Source organism: Microbacterium hydrocarbonoxydans (genome assembly GCF_023715885.1).
Lineage (GTDB): Bacteria > Actinomycetota > Actinomycetes > Actinomycetales > Microbacteriaceae > Microbacterium > Microbacterium hydrocarbonoxydans_C.
In genome coordinates, this window is the sequence record NZ_JAMBOY010000003.1 from 353,629 (window position 1) to 375,429 (window position 21,801).

The 21,801-nt window shown below is 69.4% G+C and carries 22 protein-coding genes; 12 read left to right on the forward strand and 10 right to left on the reverse strand.

Features of this window, described 5'->3' with window-relative positions:
• Nucleotides 1-4 precede the first annotated feature (4 nt).
• From pstA to M3195_RS10100, 6 genes are all read right to left on the reverse strand, one after another.
• On the reverse strand, nucleotides 5-1,102 hold the full coding sequence (gene pstA, locus M3195_RS10075; RefSeq protein WP_251587069.1) for a phosphate ABC transporter permease PstA: 1,098 nt from the start codon (nucleotides 1,100-1,102) through the stop codon (nucleotides 5-7).
• 1 nt (nucleotide 1,103) lies between these two features.
• Nucleotides 1,104-2,069 carry a phosphate ABC transporter permease subunit PstC gene (gene pstC, locus M3195_RS10080; RefSeq protein ID WP_096714881.1) on the reverse strand — a complete coding sequence of 322 codons (966 nt, stop codon included), beginning with the start codon at nucleotides 2,067-2,069 and terminating at the stop codon, nucleotides 1,104-1,106.
• A gap of 135 nt (nucleotides 2,070-2,204) precedes the next feature.
• Nucleotides 2,205-3,305 (reverse strand): phosphate ABC transporter substrate-binding protein PstS, encoded by a 1,101-nt coding sequence (pstS, locus tag M3195_RS10085; protein ID WP_251587071.1) that lies wholly within the window; start codon nucleotides 3,303-3,305, stop codon nucleotides 2,205-2,207.
• A 190-nt stretch (nucleotides 3,306-3,495) separates the two neighbouring features.
• On the reverse strand, nucleotides 3,496-4,473 hold the full coding sequence (locus tag M3195_RS10090) for an NUDIX hydrolase (RefSeq protein ID WP_251587073.1): 978 nt from the start codon (nucleotides 4,471-4,473) through the stop codon (nucleotides 3,496-3,498).
• Nucleotides 4,470-6,635, reverse strand: a complete 2,166-nt coding sequence (locus M3195_RS10095; protein WP_251587075.1) for an RNA degradosome polyphosphate kinase — start codon at nucleotides 6,633-6,635, stop codon at nucleotides 4,470-4,472. The genes M3195_RS10090 and M3195_RS10095 overlap by 4 nt, the downstream gene beginning before the upstream one ends.
• Before the next feature lie 52 nt (nucleotides 6,636-6,687).
• Nucleotides 6,688-7,371, reverse strand: a complete 684-nt coding sequence (locus M3195_RS10100) for a winged helix-turn-helix transcriptional regulator (protein WP_251587077.1) — start codon at nucleotides 7,369-7,371, stop codon at nucleotides 6,688-6,690.
• 72 nt (nucleotides 7,372-7,443) lie between these two features.
• Between M3195_RS10100 and M3195_RS10105 the strand changes: the two genes are divergently transcribed.
• The 3 genes from M3195_RS10105 (at nucleotide 7,444) to ygfZ (ending at nucleotide 9,616) form a co-directional block, all read left to right on the forward strand.
• Nucleotides 7,444-7,731 carry a hypothetical protein gene (locus M3195_RS10105; protein WP_251587078.1) on the forward strand — a complete coding sequence of 96 codons (288 nt, stop codon included), beginning with the start codon at nucleotides 7,444-7,446 and terminating at the stop codon, nucleotides 7,729-7,731.
• 159 nt (nucleotides 7,732-7,890) lie between these two features.
• Complete coding sequence (locus tag M3195_RS10110) at nucleotides 7,891-8,493, forward strand: FABP family protein (RefSeq protein ID WP_251587080.1); 603 nt, start codon at nucleotides 7,891-7,893, stop codon at nucleotides 8,491-8,493.
• Between the two features lies 1 nt (nucleotide 8,494).
• Entirely contained in the window at nucleotides 8,495-9,616 is a 1,122-nt protein-coding gene (ygfZ, locus tag M3195_RS10115) for a CAF17-like 4Fe-4S cluster assembly/insertion protein YgfZ (RefSeq protein ID WP_251587082.1), read from the forward strand.
• Between the two features lie 4 nt (nucleotides 9,617-9,620).
• On the opposite strand, the gene M3195_RS10120 is transcribed toward ygfZ, so the two are convergent.
• Nucleotides 9,621-10,445 (reverse strand): class I SAM-dependent methyltransferase, encoded by an 825-nt coding sequence (locus M3195_RS10120; protein ID WP_251587084.1) that lies wholly within the window; start codon nucleotides 10,443-10,445, stop codon nucleotides 9,621-9,623.
• 78 nt (nucleotides 10,446-10,523) lie between these two features.
• Here M3195_RS10120 and M3195_RS10125 point away from each other — a divergent pair, with 78 nt between their 5' ends.
• A complete protein-coding gene (locus M3195_RS10125) occupies nucleotides 10,524-11,273 on the forward strand; it encodes a phosphoglyceromutase (RefSeq protein WP_251587086.1) in 750 nt (249 codons plus the stop codon).
• 67 nt (nucleotides 11,274-11,340) lie between these two features.
• On the opposite strand, the gene phoU is transcribed toward M3195_RS10125, so the two are convergent.
• A complete protein-coding gene (phoU, locus tag M3195_RS10130; RefSeq protein WP_251587088.1) occupies nucleotides 11,341-12,039 on the reverse strand; it encodes a phosphate signaling complex protein PhoU in 699 nt (232 codons plus the stop codon).
• 218 nt (nucleotides 12,040-12,257) lie between these two features.
• Between phoU and M3195_RS10135 the strand changes: the two genes are divergently transcribed.
• Nucleotides 12,258-13,475, forward strand: coding sequence for a sensor histidine kinase (locus M3195_RS10135; protein WP_251587090.1), 1,218 nt, complete (start codon nucleotides 12,258-12,260; stop codon nucleotides 13,473-13,475).
• A complete protein-coding gene (locus M3195_RS10140) occupies nucleotides 13,472-14,155 on the forward strand; it encodes a response regulator transcription factor (protein ID WP_096714925.1) in 684 nt (227 codons plus the stop codon). The genes M3195_RS10135 and M3195_RS10140 overlap by 4 nt, the downstream gene beginning before the upstream one ends.
• A gap of 64 nt (nucleotides 14,156-14,219) precedes the next feature.
• Here the strand turns inward: M3195_RS10140 and M3195_RS10145 are convergent, their stop codons facing one another.
• Nucleotides 14,220-14,756, reverse strand: coding sequence for a DNA modification methylase (locus tag M3195_RS10145; RefSeq protein ID WP_251587092.1), 537 nt, complete (start codon nucleotides 14,754-14,756; stop codon nucleotides 14,220-14,222).
• Between the two features lie 135 nt (nucleotides 14,757-14,891).
• Here M3195_RS10145 and M3195_RS10150 point away from each other — a divergent pair, with 135 nt between their 5' ends.
• The 6 genes from M3195_RS10150 to M3195_RS10175 all read left to right on the forward strand — a co-directional run bounded on the left by M3195_RS10150 (nucleotide 14,892) and on the right by M3195_RS10175 (nucleotide 20,458).
• Nucleotides 14,892-15,374 carry a CarD family transcriptional regulator gene (locus M3195_RS10150; RefSeq protein WP_050722636.1) on the forward strand — a complete coding sequence of 161 codons (483 nt, stop codon included), beginning with the start codon at nucleotides 14,892-14,894 and terminating at the stop codon, nucleotides 15,372-15,374.
• A gap of 69 nt (nucleotides 15,375-15,443) precedes the next feature.
• Nucleotides 15,444-16,679: a 2-C-methyl-D-erythritol 4-phosphate cytidylyltransferase gene (gene ispD / locus M3195_RS10155; protein WP_251587094.1), complete on the forward strand. Its 1,236-nt coding sequence runs from the start codon at nucleotides 15,444-15,446 to the stop codon at nucleotides 16,677-16,679.
• Nucleotides 16,676-17,269 (forward strand): short chain dehydrogenase, encoded by a 594-nt coding sequence (locus M3195_RS10160; RefSeq protein WP_251587096.1) that lies wholly within the window; start codon nucleotides 16,676-16,678, stop codon nucleotides 17,267-17,269. The genes ispD and M3195_RS10160 overlap by 4 nt, the downstream gene beginning before the upstream one ends.
• Before the next feature lie 134 nt (nucleotides 17,270-17,403).
• Nucleotides 17,404-18,807, forward strand: a complete 1,404-nt coding sequence (gene cysS / locus M3195_RS10165) for a cysteine--tRNA ligase (RefSeq protein WP_251587098.1) — start codon at nucleotides 17,404-17,406, stop codon at nucleotides 18,805-18,807.
• Nucleotides 18,800-19,804, forward strand: a complete 1,005-nt coding sequence (gene rlmB, locus M3195_RS10170; protein WP_251587100.1) for a 23S rRNA (guanosine(2251)-2'-O)-methyltransferase RlmB — start codon at nucleotides 18,800-18,802, stop codon at nucleotides 19,802-19,804. Before cysS ends, rlmB begins: the two co-directional genes overlap by 8 nt.
• Nucleotides 19,805-19,816: 12 nt before the next feature.
• The gene (locus M3195_RS10175; RefSeq protein WP_251587102.1) at nucleotides 19,817-20,458 is read left to right on the forward strand and encodes an NAD(P)-dependent oxidoreductase; all 642 of its coding nucleotides are present in this window, start codon (nucleotides 19,817-19,819) and stop codon (nucleotides 20,456-20,458) included.
• 12 nt (nucleotides 20,459-20,470) lie between these two features.
• On the opposite strand, the gene M3195_RS10180 is transcribed toward M3195_RS10175, so the two are convergent.
• The gene (locus M3195_RS10180; RefSeq protein ID WP_251587104.1) at nucleotides 20,471-21,772 is read right to left on the reverse strand and encodes a DUF4032 domain-containing protein; all 1,302 of its coding nucleotides are present in this window, start codon (nucleotides 21,770-21,772) and stop codon (nucleotides 20,471-20,473) included.
• Between the last annotated feature and the right edge of the window lie 29 nt (nucleotides 21,773-21,801).

The following is a 21,801-nucleotide window of genomic DNA, read 5'->3' on the forward strand; positions in this document are numbered from 1 at the left end:
CGGCTCAGCGGCCGGCTGTCTTCGGGGCGAACACCTTGGCGATGATCCGCGCCAGCAGGTTCAGCACCATCACGATGAGGATGAGGGTCAGGGCGGAGGCCCACGCGCGCTCCAGGTACGCGTCGACGGGGATGCCGGGGTACTTCGCCTGCATGTACGAGAACACCGGCAGGGTGGCCATCTGCCCGCTGAACATGTTCGTGTTCATCCCCTGCACGATGCCGACCGTGAGCAGCAGCGGAGCGGTCTCGCCGATGACCCGGGAGATCGCGAGCATGATCGAGGTCGTGATTCCGGCGATCGCCGTCGGCAGCACGACCTTGAGGATCGTCAGCCACTTCGGCACGCCCAGCGCGTACGCCGCTTCGCGAAGCTCGTTCGGGACGATGCGCAGCAGCTCCTCGGAGCCTCGCACGACAACCGGGATCATGAGCACCGAGAGCGCGAGCGAACCCATGATGCCCATGCGGGTTCCCGGACCGACGAGGAGGGCGAAGACGGAGTAGATGAACAGACCGGCGACGATCGACGGGATTCCGGTCATGACGTCGACGAGGAACGTGATGCCTCGGGCGAGCTTGCGGCCTTCGCCGTACTCGACGAGGTAGATCGAGGTCATCAGCCCGATCGGCACCGAGATGATCGTGGCGCCGAGGGTGATGAGCAGGGTGCCCCAGATGGCGTGCACGGCGCCACCGCCCTCGCCGACGATGTTGCGCATCGAGAAGCTGAAGAACTCGCCGTCGAAGCGTGCGAGGCCGTTCACGACGACCGTGTAGAGCAGCGAGACCAGCGGCAGGAGCGCGACCACGAAGGCGCCGGAGACCAGAGCCGTCATGAGACGGTCGACGGCGTGACGACGGCTCTCGACCACGGACGAGACCACGAAGATCAGCACCATGTAGAGCAGCAGGCCGACGACGAGGGTCAGGGCGATGTTGAAGTCTGCGGGGTCGCCGCCGGCGTTCATGAACGCGAAGATCGTTCCCGACACGACGAAGGCCACGAGAAGCAGAGCCCACGGCATCCACTTGGCGAGGTGGCCGGCGGAGGTCGTGTGCGTGGTCGCCGCGACCGGGGTGGGGGTCATGGTGGCGGTCATGTCAGTTGGCTCCCGAGAACTCGGCGCGGCGCGAGACGATCCAGCGGGCGATGAAGTTGACGACGAAGGTGACGATGAACAGGATCAGGCCGGCCGCGATCAGGGTGTTGACGCCCTCGTCGTGCGCCTCGGGGAAGCGCAGGGCGATGATGGCGGGGATCGTCGTCGGGTTCTCCGGGTTGATCAGGTTGAAGGTGATGATGCCGAGCGGCGAGAGCACGAGCGTCACGGCCATCGTCTCGCCGAGGGCCCGGCCGAGGCCGAGCATGGCGCCCGAGACCATGCCGCTGCGGGCGAAGGGCAGCACGGCCATGCGAACCATCTCCCAGCGCGTCGCCCCGAGTGCCAGGGCGGCCTCCTCGTGGAGCTTCGGCGTCTGCAGGAAGACCTCGCGGCAGATCGCCGTCATGATCGGCAGGATCATGACCGCGAGGACCAGGGATGCCGTGAGGATCGTCTTGCCGGTGCCGGAGGGCGTGCCGCTGAAGAGCGGGATCCAGCCGAGGTTCTCGTTCAGCCACTTGTAGAAGGGCACGAGCATCGGCGCGAACGTCAGGGCGCCCCAGAGGCCGAAGACGACCGAGGGCACCGCGGCCAGCAGGTCGATGATGTAGCCCAGCACGCCCGCGAGACGGCGCGGCGCGTAGTGCGAGATGAACAGCGCGATGCCGATGGCGATCGGCGCGGCGATGATGAGCGCGATGAGGCTCGCCCAGAGTGTGCCGAAGACGAACGGCCATACCCAGGACAGGAAGGACTGTCCCTCGAGGATGTGGTTGTTCGAGGTGTCGGGCGACAGGGCCGGGATCGCCTGCACGATGAGGAAGATCGCGACGGCGGCGAGGGTGATGAGGATCACGATGCCTGCCCCGAGCGCGGTGCCGGAGAAGACGAGGTCGCCCCGTCGGCGCAGGGCGGTGCGCGACCCGGGTGAACGGGTCTCTTGGCCCGTTGTGGTGGTGGTCATCTGAGCGGCTCCACGGTGTGCTCTGAGGGGCTGTCGGGTGTTCTCATGCGGGTGCCCCCGGGTGTCGGTCGAGGTCCTGTCGACCGACACCCGGGGGCGCCGGGACCGGAGCTCAGCGCCTGGCTGAGCTCACGATCACTCGGTGACGATCGCGTCGATCGCGGTGTTGATCTGCTCGCGGAGGCTGTCCGAGATCGGCGCGCTGCCTGCGGCCTCGGCTGCGGCATCCTGACCCTCGGCCGAGGCGACGTACTCGAAGTACGCCTTGACGAGGCCGGCGGTCTCGGCGTCGTCGTACTCGACGCAGCCGATCAGGTACGAGACGAGCGCGATCGGGTACGAGCCGGCCGGAGCGGCTGCCGGGTCGACCGCGTACGCGAGGTCGTGGTCGGAGCGACCCTCCTCGAGCGGGGACGCCTCGACGAGGGCGGCGGCGGCCTCGGCGGAGTACGCGACGTACTCGCCCTCGACCTCGACGGCGACCTGGCCGAGCTCCGAGGTGCGCGAGGCGTCGGCGAAGCCGATGTAGCCCGAGCCGTTGGTGATCGCGTCGACGACGCCCGAGGTGCCGTCTCCGGCCTCACCGGTCGACAGCGGCCACTCGTCGCTGGCCTCGTAGGTCCAGACGTCCGGGGCGACGGCGCTGAGGTACTTGGTGAAGGTCTCCTGGGTGCCCGACGCGTCGGCGCGGTGGACCGGCACGATGGCCTGGTCGGGAAGCTCGACACCCTCGTTCTGGTCGGCGATGGCCGGGTCGTTCCACTTGGTGATGGTGCCCGCGAAGATGCCGGCGAGCGTCTTGCCGTCGAGGTTCAGCTCGTCGATGCCTTCGAGGTTGAAGGCGACGGCGACGGGCGAGATGTAGACGGGGATCTCGACGATCTCGTCGGAGGCGCAGGAGCCGAAGCCGCCCGCGGCGAGCTCGTCGGCGTTGAACGCGCGGTCCGAGCCGATGAAGTTCGAGGAGCCCGCGATGAAGTTCTCGCGACCGGTGCCCGAGCCCGTCGCGGTGTAGTTGACGGTCACGTCGGGGTTGGCCGTCTGGAAGGCGGCGACCCAGGACTGCTGCGCAGCCTCCTGCGAGGACGCGCCGGTGGCGTCGAGGCTGCCCGAGAGGGTGGAGTCGCTGGGGGCGTCGGACGACCCGCCGCTGGGCTCGTTCGCGGCACAGCCGGCGAGCGCGAGAGCGGCGACGGCGCCGATGGCGCCGATACGTGCGATTCGGGAGATCTTCACTGTGGATCCTTCGATCATGGATGGGTGGGGCCCGGTGCAGGGCACACAGTGACGCTAGGTGCGGCGGTTAACGAGACTCGACCGCGCAGGTGAACGGAAGGTGAACGACCGACGACTCTCTGGAGACGATCCCCGTGATCATGCGGAGAATCCGGGCGCCCGTTCTCCGCGGCCGGTCGGGCGATCGGCGTCAGACCTTCGGGCTGTGCGTCTCGATCGCGATGACCCCGGACCCGGGGTTCGACGACGACAGGTGCACGACCGAGAACGCTCCCGGCTCGAGGTCGGCGGCGCTGCTGACGTACGAGCCCTGGATGGTGCCGGTCGCCAAGGCGATCTCGGAGAGGATGCCCGGCAGTACCGGCCCATGACTGCACACGACCGCGGGCTTACCCGAGCGCACGCGTCGACCGACGACGGATCTCAGGTCGTCGGTGCCGTCCTCCCAGGCGTCCTGGCTGATCTTCGCGGTCTTCACGGACTTGCGATCGAGGGATTTCGCGAGGGGCCTCACGGTCTGCACGCAGCGCACCGCGTCGCTCGTCACGATGCGCCGCACCCCGAACGCTCGTAGCGGGCCGACGATCGAGTCGGCCTGGCGGCGCCCCCGCTCCGTGAGCGGGCGAGCCGCGTCCGCGCCATCCCATTCCGACCGGTGCAGCGCCTTGGCGTGCCGGAGCGCGATCACCGGGAAGGTCCGCAGGACACCGTCGTCCACGAGCTTCGCGAAGAAGTCGATGATCTCGTGATCGACCGGGTAGCTGAGCCGGGCGCGCGCCTTCTTCAGCGGCACCCACTCGAGCGCGGCGATCTCCTTGTTCGGCACGAACGTCGATTCGCGGATCGCGCGATCGGTGGCCTCGGCCGCCCAGTAATGCACGACCTTCTGCTTGCTCGACGGGAGGTGGTAGCGGCTCACCCCGACGGGCACGCCGAGCGAGACGCGGATCCCGGTCTCCTCGTGCACCTCGCGCACAGCGGTCTCGGCGAGCATCTCGCCAGGATCGACCTTGCCCTTGGGCAGGGTCACGTCGCGGTACTTCGTGCGGTGGATCAGCAGGATGTGCAGCTTGTCGTCGACGAGACGCCACACGACGGCGCCGGCCGCGTACACGGCCTTGTCCGTCCACTTCGAACGGGTCGCCTGCGCCGTGGGCTGCGGAGTCATCGCGCCGCCCGTGCGCGCCGGCGTCGCTGGATGGAACCCATCGTCTTATCCTGCAGGTCGACGAGCGGCTTGCCGTCGGCATCCTCGGCGTGGCGCGTCCACACCCCCTCCGGCCCGAGGTGCCACGACGATGTGCCGGGAGCCAGAGCGAGATCGAAGAACGCCAGCAGCTCCTTCATGTGATTCGCGTCGGTCACGCGCACGAGCGCCTCGACGCGTCGGTCGAGATTGCGGTGCATCATGTCGGCGCTGCCGATGTACACCTGCGGGTCGCCGTCGTTGTCGAACGCGAAGATGCGGGAGTGCTCCAGGTACCGACCCAGGATGCTGCGGACGGTGATGTTCTCGCTCACGCCCTCGAGGTCGGTGCGCAGGCTGCAGATGCCACGCACCCACACGTCGACCTTCACGCCGGCGGCGCTCGCACGGTAGAGGGCGTCGATGATCTCCTCGTCGACCATCGAGTTGACCTTGATCCGGATGTGCGCCGGCTTCCCCGCCTCGGCATGCTTGCGTTCCGCGTCGATCAGGCGGACGAGGCCCTTTCGCAGGTGAAGCGGCGCGACGAGCAGCCGTTTGAACTTCTTCTCGATCGCATAGCCGCTCAACTCGTTGAACAGACGCGTGAGGTCCTTGCCGACCTGGGCGTCGGCCGTGAAGAGTCCGAAGTCCTCGTAGATGCGACTGGTCTTCGGGTTGTAGTTGCCCGTGCCGATGTGGGAGTAGTGGCGCAGCACGCCGTCCTCCTCGCGGATCACGAGCGCGAGCTTGCAGTGGGTCTTCAGTCCGACGAGCCCGTACACGACGTGCACGCCCGCCTTCTCGAGCTTGCGAGCCCAGACGATGTTGTTCGCCTCATCGAACCGCGCCTTGACCTCGACGAGCGCGAGCACCTGCTTTCCGGCCTCCGCCGCGTCGATCAGCGCCTGGACGATCGGGCTGTCGCCCGACGTCCGATACAGGGTCTGCTTGATGGCGAGCACGTGCGGATCGCGTGCCGCCTGCTCGAGGAAGGCGACGACGCTGGTCGTGAAGGACTCGTAGGGGTGATGCACCAGTACGTCGGACTTGCGGATCGCTTTGAAGATGTCGGCTCGCGTCTCGTTTCCGCCCGGCTGGAACGCCACCGGTGTCGTCGGCAGGTGCGGCGGGTAGCGCAGGTCCGGACGGTCGATGCGCGACAGATCGAACAGCCCGCGCAGGTCGAGCGGTCCGGGGAGGCGATAGACCTCCTGGTCGGTGATGTCGAGCTCGCGGGCGAGCAGGTCCATCGTGACCTCGTCCATGTCATCCGTGATCTCGAGGCGGATGGGCGGGCCGAACCGTCGGCGCAGCAGCTCCGCTTCGAGCGCCTGGATGAGGTTCTCGCTCTCGTCCTCCTCGATCTCGACGTCTTCGTTGCGGGTCAGTCGGAACGCGTGGTGGTCGAGCACCTCCATGCCGGGGAACAGGTCTCCGAGATGATTCGCGATGAGCTCCTCCAGGCGCAGGAACCGCTTGATCTCGCCACTCCCGGGGACCTCCACGAAGCGCGGCAGCATCGGCGGCACCTTCAGACGCGCGAACTCCTGCCGGCCGGTGCGGGCGTTGCGGATGCGGATGGCGAGGTTCAGCGACAGTCCCGAGATATAGGGGAACGGGTGCGCCGGGTCGACCGCGAGCGGCATCAGCACCGGGAAGACCTGCGCGCCGAAGTACTCCGAGAGCGCCTCGCGCTCGGTGTCGGTCAGGTCGGACCACTCGGTGATCTCGATGCCGGCGTCAGCCAGAGCCGGGCGAACGAGGGAGGTCCAGGCGTCGGCATGGCGCAGCTGCAGGGCGTGGGCCTCGCGGGAGATGTCGGCGAGGGCATCGACGGGGGAGCGGCCGATGTTCGTCGGTACGGCGAGACCGGTGACGATGCGTCGCTTCAGCCCGGCGACGCGCACCATGAAGAACTCGTCGAGGTTGCTCGCGAAGATGGCGAGGAAGTTCGCGCGCTCGAGCTCCGGCAGACTCGGGTCCTCCGCGAGCTCCAGCACCCGCTGGTTGAACGCGAGCCAGCTCAGCTCACGGTCGAGGTACCGGTGGTCCGGCAGCTGGGAGTCGGGTGCCTCGATGGCATCGAAGTCGTCGTCTTCGGCATCTCCGAGGCCGGCATCGGCGAGGGCGGGATCGATCATGGGGTACATCTAAGCACCGCGAGGTGTCGCGCGTGTGAACGGGCCCGCGTGCTCAGCGGGTCGCGGGGACGGTCTCGTCGTCGTACACGTTGAAGCGGTAGCCCACGTTGCGCACCGTGCCGATGATCTGCTCCTGATCGCCGAGCTTGGCGCGGAGGCGCCGCACGTGCACGTCGACCGTTCGCGTGCCGCCGAAGTAGTCGTACCCCCACACCTCGCTGAGCAGCTGCTCACGGGTGAACACCCGCGACGGGTGCGTGGCGAGGAAGTGCAGGAGCTGGAACTCCTTGTAGGTGAGATCGAGGGGTCGGCCGTGCAGCTTGGCCGAATAGGACTGCTCATCGATCGAGACACCCGATGCCTGCACGCGGCTGGGTTCGGCGACCTCGTCTCGCCGAGCGAGCGCGAGGCGCACCCGCGCATCGGTCTCGGCCGGCCCGGCGGTGGCGAGCATCACGTCGTCGATGCCCCAGTCGCCGGACAGCGCGCTCATGCCGCCCTCGGTGACGACGAGCAGAAGAGGGGCGTCCTGTCCGGCGGCGCGCAGCAGGCGGCACAGGGACTTGGCACCGACGAGGTCCTGGCGGCCGTCGACGATCACGACGTCGTAGTCGGGAGCGCTCACGAGCTGCGCCGGCTCGGCTGCGATCTGCCGCACGCGGTGGCTGAGCAGTTCCAGGGCGGGAAGCACCTGCTCCGCAGTCGGAGCATTGGTCAACACCAGCACCTGGGCCACACGCACTCCTTCCAGACGGCGGGGTACGCCGTGGGGCCATGATACCGGGCGTGGATGGGTGAGAATGGAGTCATGACGGAACCTGCGCTCGCACCGAGGAACGCGTTCGTCGGCGTGCTCGTGGTCTGGGCGGTCGCCTTCGCAGCGTCGATCTCCATCGGCATCCTGGTCCCGGAGGAGTGGCGGGTACCGTGGCTCGTCGTCGCCTTCGGCGGCGTCGTGCTGCTGTCGTTCGCCGTCCAGCTCGGGTACGGACGCACGCAGGGGTACATCCTGCGGGTCGCCGGCGGGGTTCTCGGCGCGCTCCTCGTGATGGGCGTGATCTCGGTCGGGTTCGGCCTCGCAGCCCTCGTCTCCTGATCGCGCGACACCAGCGCGCGCGGAGGGTAGTGTGGAGGTCATGGACCTCATGGCTCTCGAACTCTTCTACATCGGCCTGCTGGGCCTTGCGAGCCTCGCGATCGTCTTCGTCTCGGTCGTCGTGCTGCGCAACCTCTTCCGCGGCCAGCGCTGAGCGCGATGCTCGAGCTGCCCGTCGACCTCCCCGCAGATCTCGCACCCCTCGCATGGCTGATCGGCGTCTGGGAGGGTACCGGGGTCATCGACTACCCGGTCGGTGACGAGCGGCTGCAGGGCGAGTTCACGCATCGCGTGAGCTTCAGCCACGACGGCGGACCCTTCCTCAATTACGCCGCGACCGCCACCTTCACCGGCGACGATCATGCGGCGTCGGTCCCGCTCGTCGCCGAGTCCGGATTCTGGCGGCTCAGCCGACCCGCGACCGACGCGGACGCGGGTCCAGGCCTGCTCCCGCCGCGCGACGACGCGGTGGCACGAGGCGTCGACGACGTGGAGGCGTTGCGCGCAGCCTCCGGTGGCTTCCCTCTCGAGGTCTCGATCGCGCACGCCGACGGGATGCTCGAGCTGTACCTGGGCGAGATCAACGGCCCGCGCATCGACATCGGCACGGATGCCGTCGTCCGCGCAGCGGGCGCCAAGGACTACGCCGGAGCGTCGCGCATGTACGGCCTCGTCGACGGTCACCTGCTCTGGGCGTGGGACATCGCGGCTCTCGGCACCCCGCTGCGTTCGCACGCCTCCGCGCGACTGGCGAGGGTCTGACGTGTCCGGATTCGCCGACATCGCAGGTTCCGTTGCGGGTGACGCGGGTATCGCGCACTTCGGCGACGCCTTCCGCGAGCAGCGCCGTCTCGCCGCCGGCGGTGCGATCGTGCCGCTCGACGATCGAACCGTCATCGAGGTCGGCGGCCCCGAGCGACTGAGCTGGCTCGACTCGATCACCTCTCAGGCGCTCAGACGGCTGTCGCCGGGGGAGAGCACCGAGCTTCTCGTCCTCGATCCGCAGGGTCGGGTCGAGCACGCTGCAGGGGTCGTCGACGACGGCGTCTCGACGTGGCTCATCGCCGATGCCGGAGACGCCGACGCGCTCGCGACCTGGCTGCAGCGCATGAAGTTCCGCGCCCAGGCGACCGTCGAGGTGCGGCAGGATCTCGCGCTGCTCGGAGTCGTCGACGGCGGAGCCGCCGCGCAGCGCGTGCTCTCCGTCGCATCCCGCCCGGCCGGCATCCCGCTGCTGTGGGTCGACCCGTGGCAGTCGGTGAGCACGGGCGGGCACCAGTACTCCGAGGTCCCCCGCCATCCGGGTGCGGATCTGGCCTGGCGCGTCGCGATCGTGACACGCGAGGACGCCGAGACGCTCGCCGCCACCCTGCAGCCCGACGAGGTCGCCGGACTCCTCGCAGCCGAGGCGCTGCGCGTCGCGGCGTGGCGACCGCGGTGGTCGGCGGAGGTCGACGAGCGCTCGCTGCCGCACGAATCCGATTGGATCCGCACCGCCGTCCACCTCAACAAGGGCTGCTACCGCGGTCAGGAGACCGTGGCGAAGGTGCACAACCTCGGCCACCCCCCGCGTCGACTCGCGGCCCTGCACCTCGACGGCAGCGACGCCGTGCTCCCCGCTGCGGGAGACCCGGTCTTCGTCGGGGACGACGAGGTCGGGCACATCACCTCCGTCGCCCGCCATCACGAGGACGGCCCGATCGCCCTCGCGATCCTCTCCCGCCGCGCACCGGTCGGCGACCTCGTCGTGCGCACCGCGGGCGGTGACATCGCGGCGGCGCAACAGGTCATCGTCCCTGCGGATGCCGGTGCGACCGCCGACATCCCGCGCTTGACCCGCCTGTCACGCCGGCCCAGCGCCCCGGATCCGCGCAACGCCGGCTGAGAGATCAGTCCTGCGGCGCGATCGCCGCCCACGGCACGGTCAGCTCGCCCAGCCGCCATCGCGACCTGCCGCCCTCGACCGGCCATCCGCGCGCGCGCAGCGCCGCCACCGCGGCGAGGAACCGCTGGGTCGCACCGAACGTCGAGAGGGCAGCCGCGCGGTCCCATTCCCCGTCCAGGTCGACGAGCAGCCGGTGCACCCGTTCACCGGGGACGTTCCGGTGGATGAGCGCCTTCGGCAGCCTTTCGGCCACGATGCCGGGGTGCTCGAGCTCCGACAGCCGGAGCGAGATCGTGAACCGGAGCGGCGTGCCGGTCGCATCCACGTCGACCCAGCTCGCGATGCGCCCGATCTCGTCACAGGTGCCCTCCACGAGCACGCCGGACGGAGCGAGGCGGGAGGCCATCGTGCTCCATGCATCCGGGACGTCGGACTCGTCGTACTGCCGCAGCACGTTCATGGCCCGGATGACGGATGCCGTGCGACCGCCGGGCAGCGGCACCTCGAACCCGCCGCGTCCGAACGACACCCGCAGGTCGGCGGGGAAGGGCGTGCGGCCCGCGCGTACCTCCGCGAGCTGCGCCTCGGCCGTCGTGACGCGCTCGGGGTCGAGCTCGAGGCCGCGCACCTCGGCGTCGGGCCTGACGTGTCGCAGGCGTGCGGCGAGCTCGAAAGCCGTGACGCCGCTCGCCCCGAAGCCGAGGTCCACCACCAGCGGATCGGCCGCCCGCCGGAGGGCCGCGCTCGCCGCGATCCAGCGGTCGATGCGCCGCAGTCGGTTGGTCCCCGTTGTGCCGCGCGTGGGCCGGCCGAGGGGAGAGGACGCCATATCCCCATCCTCCCAGTGCGGGCGAGGACGTTCGACTCCTGCCGTCATCGCGAGACCCCGCGCCGATAAACTGGCGGCATGACTGCGACGCGCACCCTGATCCTGCTCCGCCACGGCCGGAGCGAGTGGAACGAACTGAACCTCTTCACCGGCTGGGTGGACGTCCGCCTCAACGAGCAGGGCAGGAACGAGGCCCGTCGTGGCGGGGAGCTGCTCGCCGAGTCCGGCATCCTCCCCGACGTGCTGCACACCTCGCTGCTCAGCCGCGCGATCCAGACGGCGAACATCGCGCTCGACGCCGCCGACCGGCTGTGGATCCCCGTCGCCCGCTCCTGGCGTCTCAACGAGCGCCACTACGGAGCTCTGCAGGGCAAGGACAAGGCGCAGACGCTTGAGGAGTTCGGCCCCGAGCAGTTCCAGCTGTGGCGCCGTTCGTTCGACGTGCCGCCGCCCGTGCTCGACGACGAGAGCGAGTTCAGCCAGGTGAACGACCCGCGATACGCCGGTATCGACGGCGAGGTGCCCCGCACCGAGTCCCTCAAGCTCGTGATCGACCGTCTGCTGCCCTACTGGGAAGGAGCGATCGTCCCCGACCTCGAGGCGGGCAAGACGGTGCTCGTCACGGCCCACGGCAACTCGCTGCGCGGTCTCGTGAAGCACCTCGAGGGCATCAGCGACGCCGACATCGCCGAGCTCAACATCCCCACCGGCATCCCGCTGGTCTACGAGCTCGACGAGAACAACGTGCCCACCGGTCCCGGCCGGTACCTCGACCCCGAGGCCGCAGCCGCCGGCGCAGCCGCGGTCGCCGCGCAGGGCAAGAAGTAACCCCACACGCGGGAACGACGAAGGGGGCGGATGCTGTCACAGCATCCGCCCCCTTCGCCGTGCCTGGTCAGGCGTGCCCGAGCTGCTCCTGCTGCTCGACCGCGATCGCGATGTCCGCCTCCTGCACCTGCCAGTCGCCGGTCGCGAGGTACACGACCTTCTTGGCGACCGCGACGGCGTGGTCCGCGAAGCGCTCGTGGTAACGGCTGGCGAGGGTGGCGTCGACGGTCGCCGTCGCTTCGCCCTTCCAGTTGTCGCTGAGCACCTTTTCGAAGACGCTGGCGTGCAGCTCGTCGATGTCGTCGTCGGTGTTGCGGATCGTGTCGGCGAGACGGAGGTCCTGCGTGCGCAGCAGCTCGGTGAGCGTGCGGGAGATCTCGACGTCGAGCTCGCCCATCTTGGTGAACGTGCCCTTCAGACCGCGCGGGATCGCGCGCTCGGGGAAGCGGAGGCGAGCGAGCTGGGCGATGTGCTCGGACATGTCGCCCATGCGCTCGAGCGACGCGCTCACGCGCAGGGCGAAGACGACGATGCGCAGGTCGCGGGCGACCGGCTGCTGACGGGCGAGGATCTCGATGGCCTGCTCGTCGAGGGCGACGGCCAGCTCGTCGATCTTGGCGTCGTCGGCGATCACCTCCTCGGCGAGGGCGACGTCGCTCGTGGCGAAGGCACGCGTGGCCTTGTCGATCGAGACCGTGACGAGGTCGGCGATCTCCACGAGGCGGGACTGCAGGTCCTCGAGGGACTGGTGGAAGACTTCGCGCATGGGAGGCGCAACCTTTCATTCGGGTCTCGGCTGAGGTGCCAGCGCGAGACGGCTGGGTCGTTCGCGCATGAGAGGACCGCGCTCCCGCACAGGCCCGAGGCGATTGTCCGCCCCGAAGGTTAACGAACGGTGCCCAGCACGTGAATAGTAGTTCTCGTGACGGCTCAGGGGCGGGCGAACCCGCCGATCGGCAGGTGAACGCACTCTACGCTGGTGACATGACCCTGCCGCAGATCGCGCTGTTCGCGCTGTTCGTCGGTCTGGCGATGGGCGTCGGGCTCTCGCTGGTCGTCGCATGGGCGTACCGCACGAGGGCGCGCATCGAGAGCGAGACGTCACTCGTCGTTCCGGAGGGCGCCACCGCGGTGCTGGGCAGCATGGACGACGCCGCCTGCGTCGTCGACACCTCGGGGCTCGTGCTGGCCGCGTCGAAGCCGGCCGCGCGCTTCGGCATCGAGGTCGGGGCGCCCCTGGAGAATCCGGAGCTCCGCCAGCTCGTGCGCAGCGTGCGCGCGGACGGGGCGTCGGCCACCGAGTCGCTGAGGCTGACGCGCGGCGGTCTGAGCCTCGATCCGCGGCTCGTCTCCGCGCGAGCCAGCGCCATCAGCCCGCGTATGTCGCTGCTCGTGATCCGCGATGTCACCGAGCAGGAGCGCCTCGACCAGATGCGCCGCGACTTCGTCGCGAACACGAGCCATGAGCTGAAGACTCCGGTGGGCGCCGTCACCCTGCTCGCCGAGGCGATCGAGTCGGCATCGGACGATCCCGCGCAGGTGCGTCACTTCGCCAGTCGGATCTCGGCCGAGGCGGCGCGCCTCGGCCAGCTCACCGGGCGCATCATGAGCCTCTCCCGTCTCCAGGCCGACGACGCGCTCTCCGACGCGCGGCCGGTGTCGATCGACGAGGTGCTCGCATCGGCGATCGAGGCGCACGTCGTACAGGCCGATTCGGGCGGCGTCGAGATCGCCCGCGGCGGCGACCGAGGGGTGTGGGTGCGTGGCGACTCGCAGATCCTCATCGAGGCCTTCGGGAACCTCATCGCCAACGCGATCGCCTACTCGCCGCGCGGTTCACGTGTGGGCGTCGGCGTGAAGGCGGACGGCGAGGTCGTCGAGATCGCCGTCTCCGACCAGGGCATCGGCATCGCCGAGGCCGACCGTGAGCGGATCTTCGAGCGGTTCTACCGCGCCGATGAGGCGCGATCGCGCCGCACGGGCGGCACCGGCCTCGGGCTGTCGATCGTCAAGCACGCGACGCAGCGACACGGTGGCGAGGTGCTGCTGTGGTCGAGACCCGGCCGGGGATCGACCTTCACCATCAGGCTTCCCATGATCGATGCCCCTTCGGGACTGGATCAGGGCAGGAAGAGCAAGAAGAAGCGCGAGCGCAAGGCTGTCAAGGCCGCTGCCCGCGTCCGGAACGGAGAGAACGAATGACCCGCATCCTTCTCGTCGAAGACGAACCCGACCTCGCCGACCCGCTCGCGTACCTGCTGCGCCGCGAGGGCTACGAGGTGGAGATCGCCGAGGACGGACCAGGCGCCCTCACGGCCTTCCGCGAGCGCGGGGCCGATGTCGTGCTGCTCGACCTCATGCTGCCGGGGATGCCGGGCACCGAGGTGTGCCGTCAGATCCGCTCGACCTCTGCGGTGCCGATCATCATGCTCACGGCCAAGGACTCCGAGGTCGACATCGTGGTAGGTCTCGAGCTCGGCGCCGACGACTACATCACGAAGCCGTACTCGTCGAGGGAGCTGCTCGCCCGCATGCGCGCGGTGCTTCGTCGGGTCGTGCAGGCCGAGAGCGAGCTCGACGAGCGCGTGCTCGAGGGCGGCCGTGTCAGCCTCGACATCGACCGTCACACCGTCTCGGTCGCCGGACAGCAGATCAACATGCCGCTCAAGGAGTTCGAGCTGCTCGAGGTGCTCATGCGCAACTCCGGGCGTGTGCTGACTCGCGGGCAGTTGATCGACCGCGTCTGGGGGAGCGACTACTTCGGCGACACCAAGACGCTCGACGTCCACATCAAGCGCATCCGTTCGCGCATCGAGGAGAACCCGGGCGAGCCCGTCATGCTCGTCACCGTGCGCGGTCTCGGCTACCGTTTCGAAGGCTGAGCGGCGCAAAGCGAGAGGCCGGCACCCCGCGGGGTGCCGGCCTCTCGGACGTTCAGGGGACGACTCACTCCTCGGGAGCGGGTGCGGCCGTGTCGCTCGGGGTCGGAGTCGGTGACGGCGTGCTCGAGGCCGTCTCAGGCGCGAGGTCGGCGTAGTACGGGAGCGTGCCGTCGAGTACGGGCACCTCGGTCTTGGTGCCGGCGCCGTCGCCCGACTGGAAGTGCACCTCGACCGTCGCGCCGGGCTTGGCGTCGAGGCCGACGATGCGCAGCGGGTCCTCGTCCTTCGAGCCGAAGCTGATCGTCTTGCCCGCGGGCACGGTGACAGTGAAGGGATCGATGCCGGCGATCGTGATCGTCAGGGTCGCCTTGTCCGAGGTCGGGTTGACGACCGCGCCGACGAAGTTGCCCACGGTGCCCTCCTCGTTCGCCACGATGAACGCGTTGCGGACGTCGAGCGGGCCGTCCGAGTCGGAGACGTTCACGCCGTCGGAGGCGGAGTACTCGATCTTCGTCGACTGCGGCGTGATGAACGTGCAGCCGGTCGCGCCGAGCAGAACGAGGGCGCTGATGGCGGCAGACGCGACAAGGCGCGATTTCACGGGTCCTCCTGAGGTCCGGCGGGATATCCGCATCCATTCTATGCGTATGCGGAGAGGCCGCCGTGGACCAGGGAGCGCGAACCTTAGCGCATATCCCCTGTGGTATCCTTGAGGTTGCCGAAAGGACACGTTTTTATGCTTTTTGAGGTTGGCGAGACCGTCGTCTATCCGCACCATGGCGCTGCGACCATCATCGAGGTCAAGGAGCGCATCATCAAGGGCGAGACGAAGAAGTACCTGAAGCTCAACGTCACCCAGGGGGACCTCATCATCGAGGTGCCCGCTGAGAACGTCGATCTCGTGGGAGTTCGCGATGTGATCGGCAAGGAGGGCCTCGACCACGTGTTCGAGGTCCTGCGCGCGCCGTTCACGGAGGAGCCGACCAACTGGTCGCGCCGCTACAAGGCGAACCTCGAGAAGCTCGCTTCGGGTGATGTCATCAAGGTGAGCGAGGTCGTGCGCGACCTGTGGCGCCGCGATCAGGATCGCGGCCTGTCGGCCGGAGAGAAGCGGATGCTGGCCAAGGCCCGGCAGATCCTCATCTCCGAGCTCGCGCTGGCCGAGAAGATCGACGAGGACAAGGCGGGCGCATTGCTCGACGAGGTCCTCGCCTCCTGACGCACTTCGACGGAAGGCGGATGCTTCGGCATCCGCCTTCCGTCGTTTCGCGCCGGTAACGTGAAGGGCGTGACCCTGATACCTGTCCCGGACACCGCGATCATCGTCGTGGCCGCCGGCTCCGGCACCCGCCTCGACGGCGGTGCTCCCAAGGCGTTCGTCGGGATCGACGCGCACTCGATCCTGCGCCATGCGCTCGACGGAGTCTTCGCCTCGGCCCCCGCTCAGGTCGTGGTCGTCGCGCCTGCGGGATTCGAGGGCGACGCCGAGGCCGAACTGCGCGTAGCCGCGGGAGACCGCTCCGACCTCGGCCGCGTCGTCACGGGGGGCGGCACCCGCCAGCAGTCGGTCGCCGCCGGACTCGCGGCGCTGTGGGGCGACGTGCGGACCGTGCTCGTGCACGACGCGGCTCGCGCTCTGACTCCGCCCGAGGTCATCGACGCGGTGCGCGATGCCGTCGACGCCGAGACCGGCGTCCTGCCGACGCTCCCGGTCGTCGACACCCTCAAGCGCGTGGACGGAGATGCCGTGGTCGGGCCGATCGACCGCTCCGAGCTCGCCGCCGCGCAGACGCCGCAGGGCTTCCCGCGCGCGCTCCTCGAGAGCGCCTATGAGCGGGCGCTCGACGAGGGCGTCGAGTACACAGACGATGCCGCGCTCTTCGCGGCGGCCGGCCACCCGGTACGGCATATCACGGGGTCCCCGCGGGCGTTCAAGATCACCACCCCGGCCGACCTCGAGCGCACGCGGCATCTGCTCGCCGAGAGGACGGTGGCGACAGGTGCGACCACGGATTCCCCGCCCCCTCCGGTGTCGCGCGTCGGCATCGGCACCGACGTCCATGCGTTCGGCGGCGACGGGAGCCTCTGGCTCGCCGGACTCGAGTGGCCCGATGAGCAGCCGCTCTCCGGCCACAGCGACGGGGACGCCGTCGCGCACGCCATCGTCGATGCCCTCCTCGGAGCGGCCGGACTCGGCGACATCGGCGAGCACTTCGGCACGGCTCATCCGGAGTACGCCGGCGCCCACGCCGCCGTCTTCCTCGCGCGGACGCGCGAGCTGTTGGCCGACGCCGGCTTCGCGATCGGCAACGTCTCGGCGCAACTCCAGGGCAACCGCCCGCGTTTCAGTGCCCGCCGCATCGAGGCCGAAGGAGCTCTCTCTGCCGCTCTCGGCGGCGCTCCCGTGTCGATCACGGCCACGACCACCGACGGGCTCGGATTCACCGGACGCGGCGAAGGCATCTCGGTCACCGCGATCGCCATGATCCACAGCGACGGCCGTCAGGCCGAGAAGGAGTCATGATGAAGGTCCTCGTCATCGGAGCACACGGAGCGGTCGGCCGCACCGTCCTCGCCGCCCTCGACGGCCACGACATCGTCGAGGCGTCGCGCAGCGGCGACCGCCCGGTCGACGCGACAGACCCGGCATCCATCGAGCGCCTGTTCGCCGAGGTCGGCGACGTGGATGCGGTGGTCGTCGCGCTCGGGAGCGTTCCGTTCCGCCCGCTCGCCGAGCTGAGCAGGGACGACTACGAGTCGGCTTTCCGCAGCAAGGTGCTCGCCCAGCTCGACGTGGTTCGGATCGGCACGCCCTTCGTCCGCGACGGCGGGTCCTTCACCCTGACCTCCGGCATCCTCGCCAGGGAGCCCATCGCGACGGGCGCCGCCGCATCGCTCGTCAACGGCGCGCTCGAATCCTTCGTCCTCGCCGCCGCGACCGAGCTGCCGAGGGGGATCCGCATCAACGCGGTCAGCCCGTCGGTGCTCGAGGACGCCCCGTCGTACCACTCGTCGTTCCCCGGTTTCGTCCCCGTCTCGTCGTATCGGGTCGGGCAGGCCTTCGCGAAGAGCGTGCTCGGGGTGCAGACCGGACAGGTGCTCGCCGTCGATTGAACGCGCAGCCCGTTTGGCGGACCGCGTCCCGATCCGCGGACGGTTTGCCCCACTCCGTCAGCGAAACGGGACGCCGTCCGCGAATCGGGTCGAGCTCCCGGGTTCGCGATTCGCCCGCCCGGTAGGCTTGTCCGGTGACTCTGCGCCTCTACGACACCCGCGAACAGCGGCTGCGTGATTTCGTGCCTCTCGATCCCGAGAACATCACGATGTACGTGTGCGGACCCACCGTGCAGTCGGGACCCCACATCGGGCACGTCCGCGCTGCCCTCAGCTTCGACCTCCTGCGTCGCTGGCTCGAGCTCCGACACGGCCGCGTCACGTTCGTGCGCAATGTCACCGACATCGACGACAAGGTGCTCGCGAATGCGACGGGTGCCGAGCCCTGGTGGGCGCTGGCGTATCGGATGGAGCAGGAGTTCAGCCGGGCGTACGCCGCGATCGGCATCCTGTCGCCGACGTATGAGCCGCGGGCGACGGCCTCCGTGCCGCAGATGCAGGAGTTGATCGCCAGCCTCATCGAGCGCGGCCATGCCTACCCGGCTCCGGACGGATCCGGTGACGTCTACTTCGACGTGCGCTCGTGGCCGACCTACGGCGAGCTCACGAATCAGTCGGCCGACGCGATGGAGGCCGCGGAGGACGCGGACCCCAGAGGCAAGCGAGCGCCCCAGGACTTCGCGCTGTGGAAGGGCGCCAAGTTGGACGAGCCGGCGGATGCCGTCTGGCAGTCGCCCTGGGGCGCGGGCCGACCCGGCTGGCACATCGAGTGCTCGGCCATGTCGCGCCGCTACCTCGGAGACTCGTTCGACATCCACGGCGGGGGTCTGGACCTCCGATTCCCGCACCATGAGAACGAACTGGCGCAGTCGACCGCGGCCGGTCTCGGCTTCGCGAACTACTGGGTGCACAACGGACTCGTGACCGTCGGCGGCCAGAAGATGTCGAAGTCGCTCGGGAACTTCACCCTCGCCGCCGACGTGATGAAGGACCACGATCCGCTCGTCGTGCGATACGCGCTCGCCGCGGCCCACTACCGCTCGAGCCTCGACCTCACCGAGTCGTCGTGGAGCGAGGCGGAGGCCGCTCTCGGCCGGATCGGTGCCTTCGTGCAGCGGGTCGGCCGGATCGCGGGCGGCGGCATCGGGTACATGGTCGCGCAGAGCATCCCGGCGGCGTTCACCGAGGCGATGGATGACGACCTCGGCGTCCCGCAGGCGCTCGCGGTGCTGCACGAGACCGTGCGGGCCGGCAACTCCGCGCTCGACTCCGGAGACACGGATGCCGCACTCGGCGCCGCTCGCGAGGTGCTCGCGATGACCTCGGTGCTGGGGCTCGTGCCGTCGACGGCGTCGACGGCGTCCACCGCGCACGCGACAGCGCTCGACGCGCTCGTGCAGGAGATGATCACGCAGCGCGCGCAGGCCCGCGCTGACAAGGACTGGGCGGCGGCGGATCGCATCCGTGACGCGATCGCCGCCGCAGGAATCACGCTGGAGGACACTCCGGCCGGAACTCATTGGAGTATCGATGGCTAAGCCAGGCAACCCCTCAGCGGGCAAGGGCAAGAAGAAGGGCCCGACCAAGGGCTCCGGCGGTAAAGGCCGCAGCTCTCTCGAAGGACGCGGACCGACTCCGAAGGCGGAGGACCGCGCGTGGCACCCGGCAGGCAAGCGCAAGGCTGCGGCCGAGCGCTACGCCGCCGCCGGGGGACGAGGCAAGCCCGGCGGGCGCCAGGCCTCCGGCGGCAACCCCAACCGTTCGTCGCGCGTCAAGGACAACACGACCGACACCGAGACCGTCACCGGTCGCAACTCCGTGCTCGAGGCGCTGCGGGCGAAGATCCCGGCGACGGCGTTCTACATCGCTCAGCGTGTCGAGATGGACGACCGCGTCAAAGAGATGCTGTCGATCGCCACGAACCGCGGCATCCCGGTTCTCGAGGTCACGCGTCAGGAGCTCGACCGCATGGCCGGCTTCGACGGCGTGCACCAGGGCGTCGCTATCAAGGTCCCACCGTACGAGTACGCGCACCCCCAGGATCTCCTGGAGCAGGTCATCGACAAGGGCGAGGTTCCGCTCTTCGTGGCGCTCGACGGCATCACCGACCCGCGGAACCTGGGCGCGATCATCCGTTCGACCGGCGCTTTCGGCGGTCATGGCATCATCCTGCCGCAGCGCCGCTCGGCCGGCGTGAACTCTGCGGCGTGGAAGACGAGTGCCGGCGCGGCCGCGCGCGTGCCCGTGGCCCTCGCCTCGAACCTCACGACGCAACTCAAGGAGTTCAAGAAGCAGGGCGTGTTCGTGCTCGGCCTCGACGGAGACGGCGATGTGCTTCTACCCGACCTGCAGCTCGCCGACCGCCCGGTCGTGATCGTCACGGGGTCCGAGGGCAAGGGCCTGTCGCGCCTGGTCGCCGAGACCTGCGATCAGATCGTCTCGATCCCGATCTCGGCGGTGACCGAGTCGCTCAACGCCGGCATCGCGACCTCGGTCGCGCTCTACCAGGTCTCCACCATCCGCAACGCCCAGTAGGGGAGAAGCACCATGGCCCGCATCGTCGTCCTCGGAGGAACCGGCTACGCCGGCACGCACATCGTGACGGAGGCGGTGAGCCGCGGGCATGACGTCATCGCGATCTCCCGCTCCGCGCCGTCCGACCCGGTCGACGGTGCGTCGTACGTGCAGGGGTCGGCGCTCGACGCCGCCTCGCTCGCCAACGCGTTCGACGGAGCGGATGCCGTCGTGTCGGCGCTCTCGCCGCGCGGCGACATGACCGACCGGGTGCTCGAGGCACTGCGCAACGTCATCGCCGAACTCGCCGACACGTCGACCCGCCTCGGGGTCGTCGGCGGCGCTGGTGGCAGCCTCGTCGCGCCGGGAGGGCCCCGTCTGTTCGACCTCGACTTCCCCGAGGAGTACAAGCACGAGGCTCAGGTCGGCATCGACTCGCTCGCGCTGCTGGAATCGTCGGATGCCGAGCTCGACTGGTTCTTCATCCACCCGGCCGAGGTCTTCGGGCCCTGGGCCGAGGGCGAGCGCACCGGTCGCTACCGTGACGGCGGAGACGTACTCGTGCGGGATGCCGAAGGGCAGTCGTTCATCTCGGGCGCCGACTTCGCGGTCGCGGTCGTCGACGAGATCGAGCAGGGCAACCACCACCGCGAGCGGTTCACGGTCGGCTACTGATCGGGGCGCGCCTCAGACCAGGTCGCGCCAGTCGATCTCGTCGTCGTCGGCGACGGCGGTCGACCCCGTTACGACCGGCAGGCTCATGGTCTCGGTCGGCGGGCCCATGATCGTCGCCTCGTCGCGGCGGTGGCGGAGCACGTCGTTGATGTAGCTCGTGAGCACCTCGGCGAGCGGCACCGAGCGGCCCTGTGCCTGCGACAGGTACCACCGATGCTCGAGCACCTGGTGGAAGACCTCGGCCGGCTCGAGCTTGGCGCGCAGCTCGTAGGGGATCGCGCGCACCACGGGCTCGAACACCCTGGTGAGCCATTCGTGGGCGTACATCTCCTCGTCCGACCACTGCTTCGTCGAGCGGGCGCGGAACTCGTCGAGGTCGTTCAGCAGCCGCCTCGCCTGGTTCTCCTCGACGTCGAGACCCGTGAGGCGGATCAGGCGGCGCTGGTGGTGTCCGGCATCCACGACCTTCGGCTGGATCTCCACGACGGTCCCGTCGGGGGTCGTCGACATCGACATCTCGTCGATGTCGAAGCCCAGCGCGTTGAGCCGCTCCACGCGTTCGGTGATCCGCCAGGTCTCGTCAGCGGAGAACGACTCCTGCGCGGTCAGCTCGGCCCACAGCGACCGGTACGACGACACGATGCCGTCCGCGATCGCGACGGCATCCACTCCTCGTTCGAGCCGTCCGCCCGCCGCGAGATCCATGATCTCGCCGGCGATGTTCGTGCGGGCGAGATCGAGATCGTAGGCCCGTTGCCCGTCGGTGAGCCCCTCCTCGTGCAGCTCGCCGGTCTCGGCGTCGACGAGGTAGGCGGCGAAGGCTCCGGCATCCCGCCGGAAGAGGGTGTTCGACAGCGACACGTCGCCCCAGTAGAAGCCGACGTTGTGCAGCCGCACGAGCAGCACGGCCAGGGCGTCGACGAGGCGGTTGGCCGTGTCGGGTCGGAGCACCCGGGTGAACAGGGCGCGGTAGGGCATCGAGAAGCGCAGATGAGAGGTCACGAGTGCCGCGGGGAGGGGGTCGCCCGAAACATCGCTGCGGCCCGCGATCGCGGCGACGCGGCTCACACAGGGCACATCGAGGCGGGCGAGGTTGCCGAGCATTTCGTACTCGCGGCGCGCCATCTCCTCGGTCGTCTCCTTGACCGCGACGACCTTGCCGGAGAGGTCGGCGAACCGCACGAGGTGACGCGAGAGCCCCTTCGGGAGCGAGACGATGTGCTCCGAGGGCCACGCGCCGAGGGGAGTCGACCACGGAAGCGCGAGGAGCCCCGGATCGACCGAGCTCGCGGTGATGCGCAGGGCCTGCGGCATGGCTCTCCTGTCGAAGCGGTGGAGGTGCG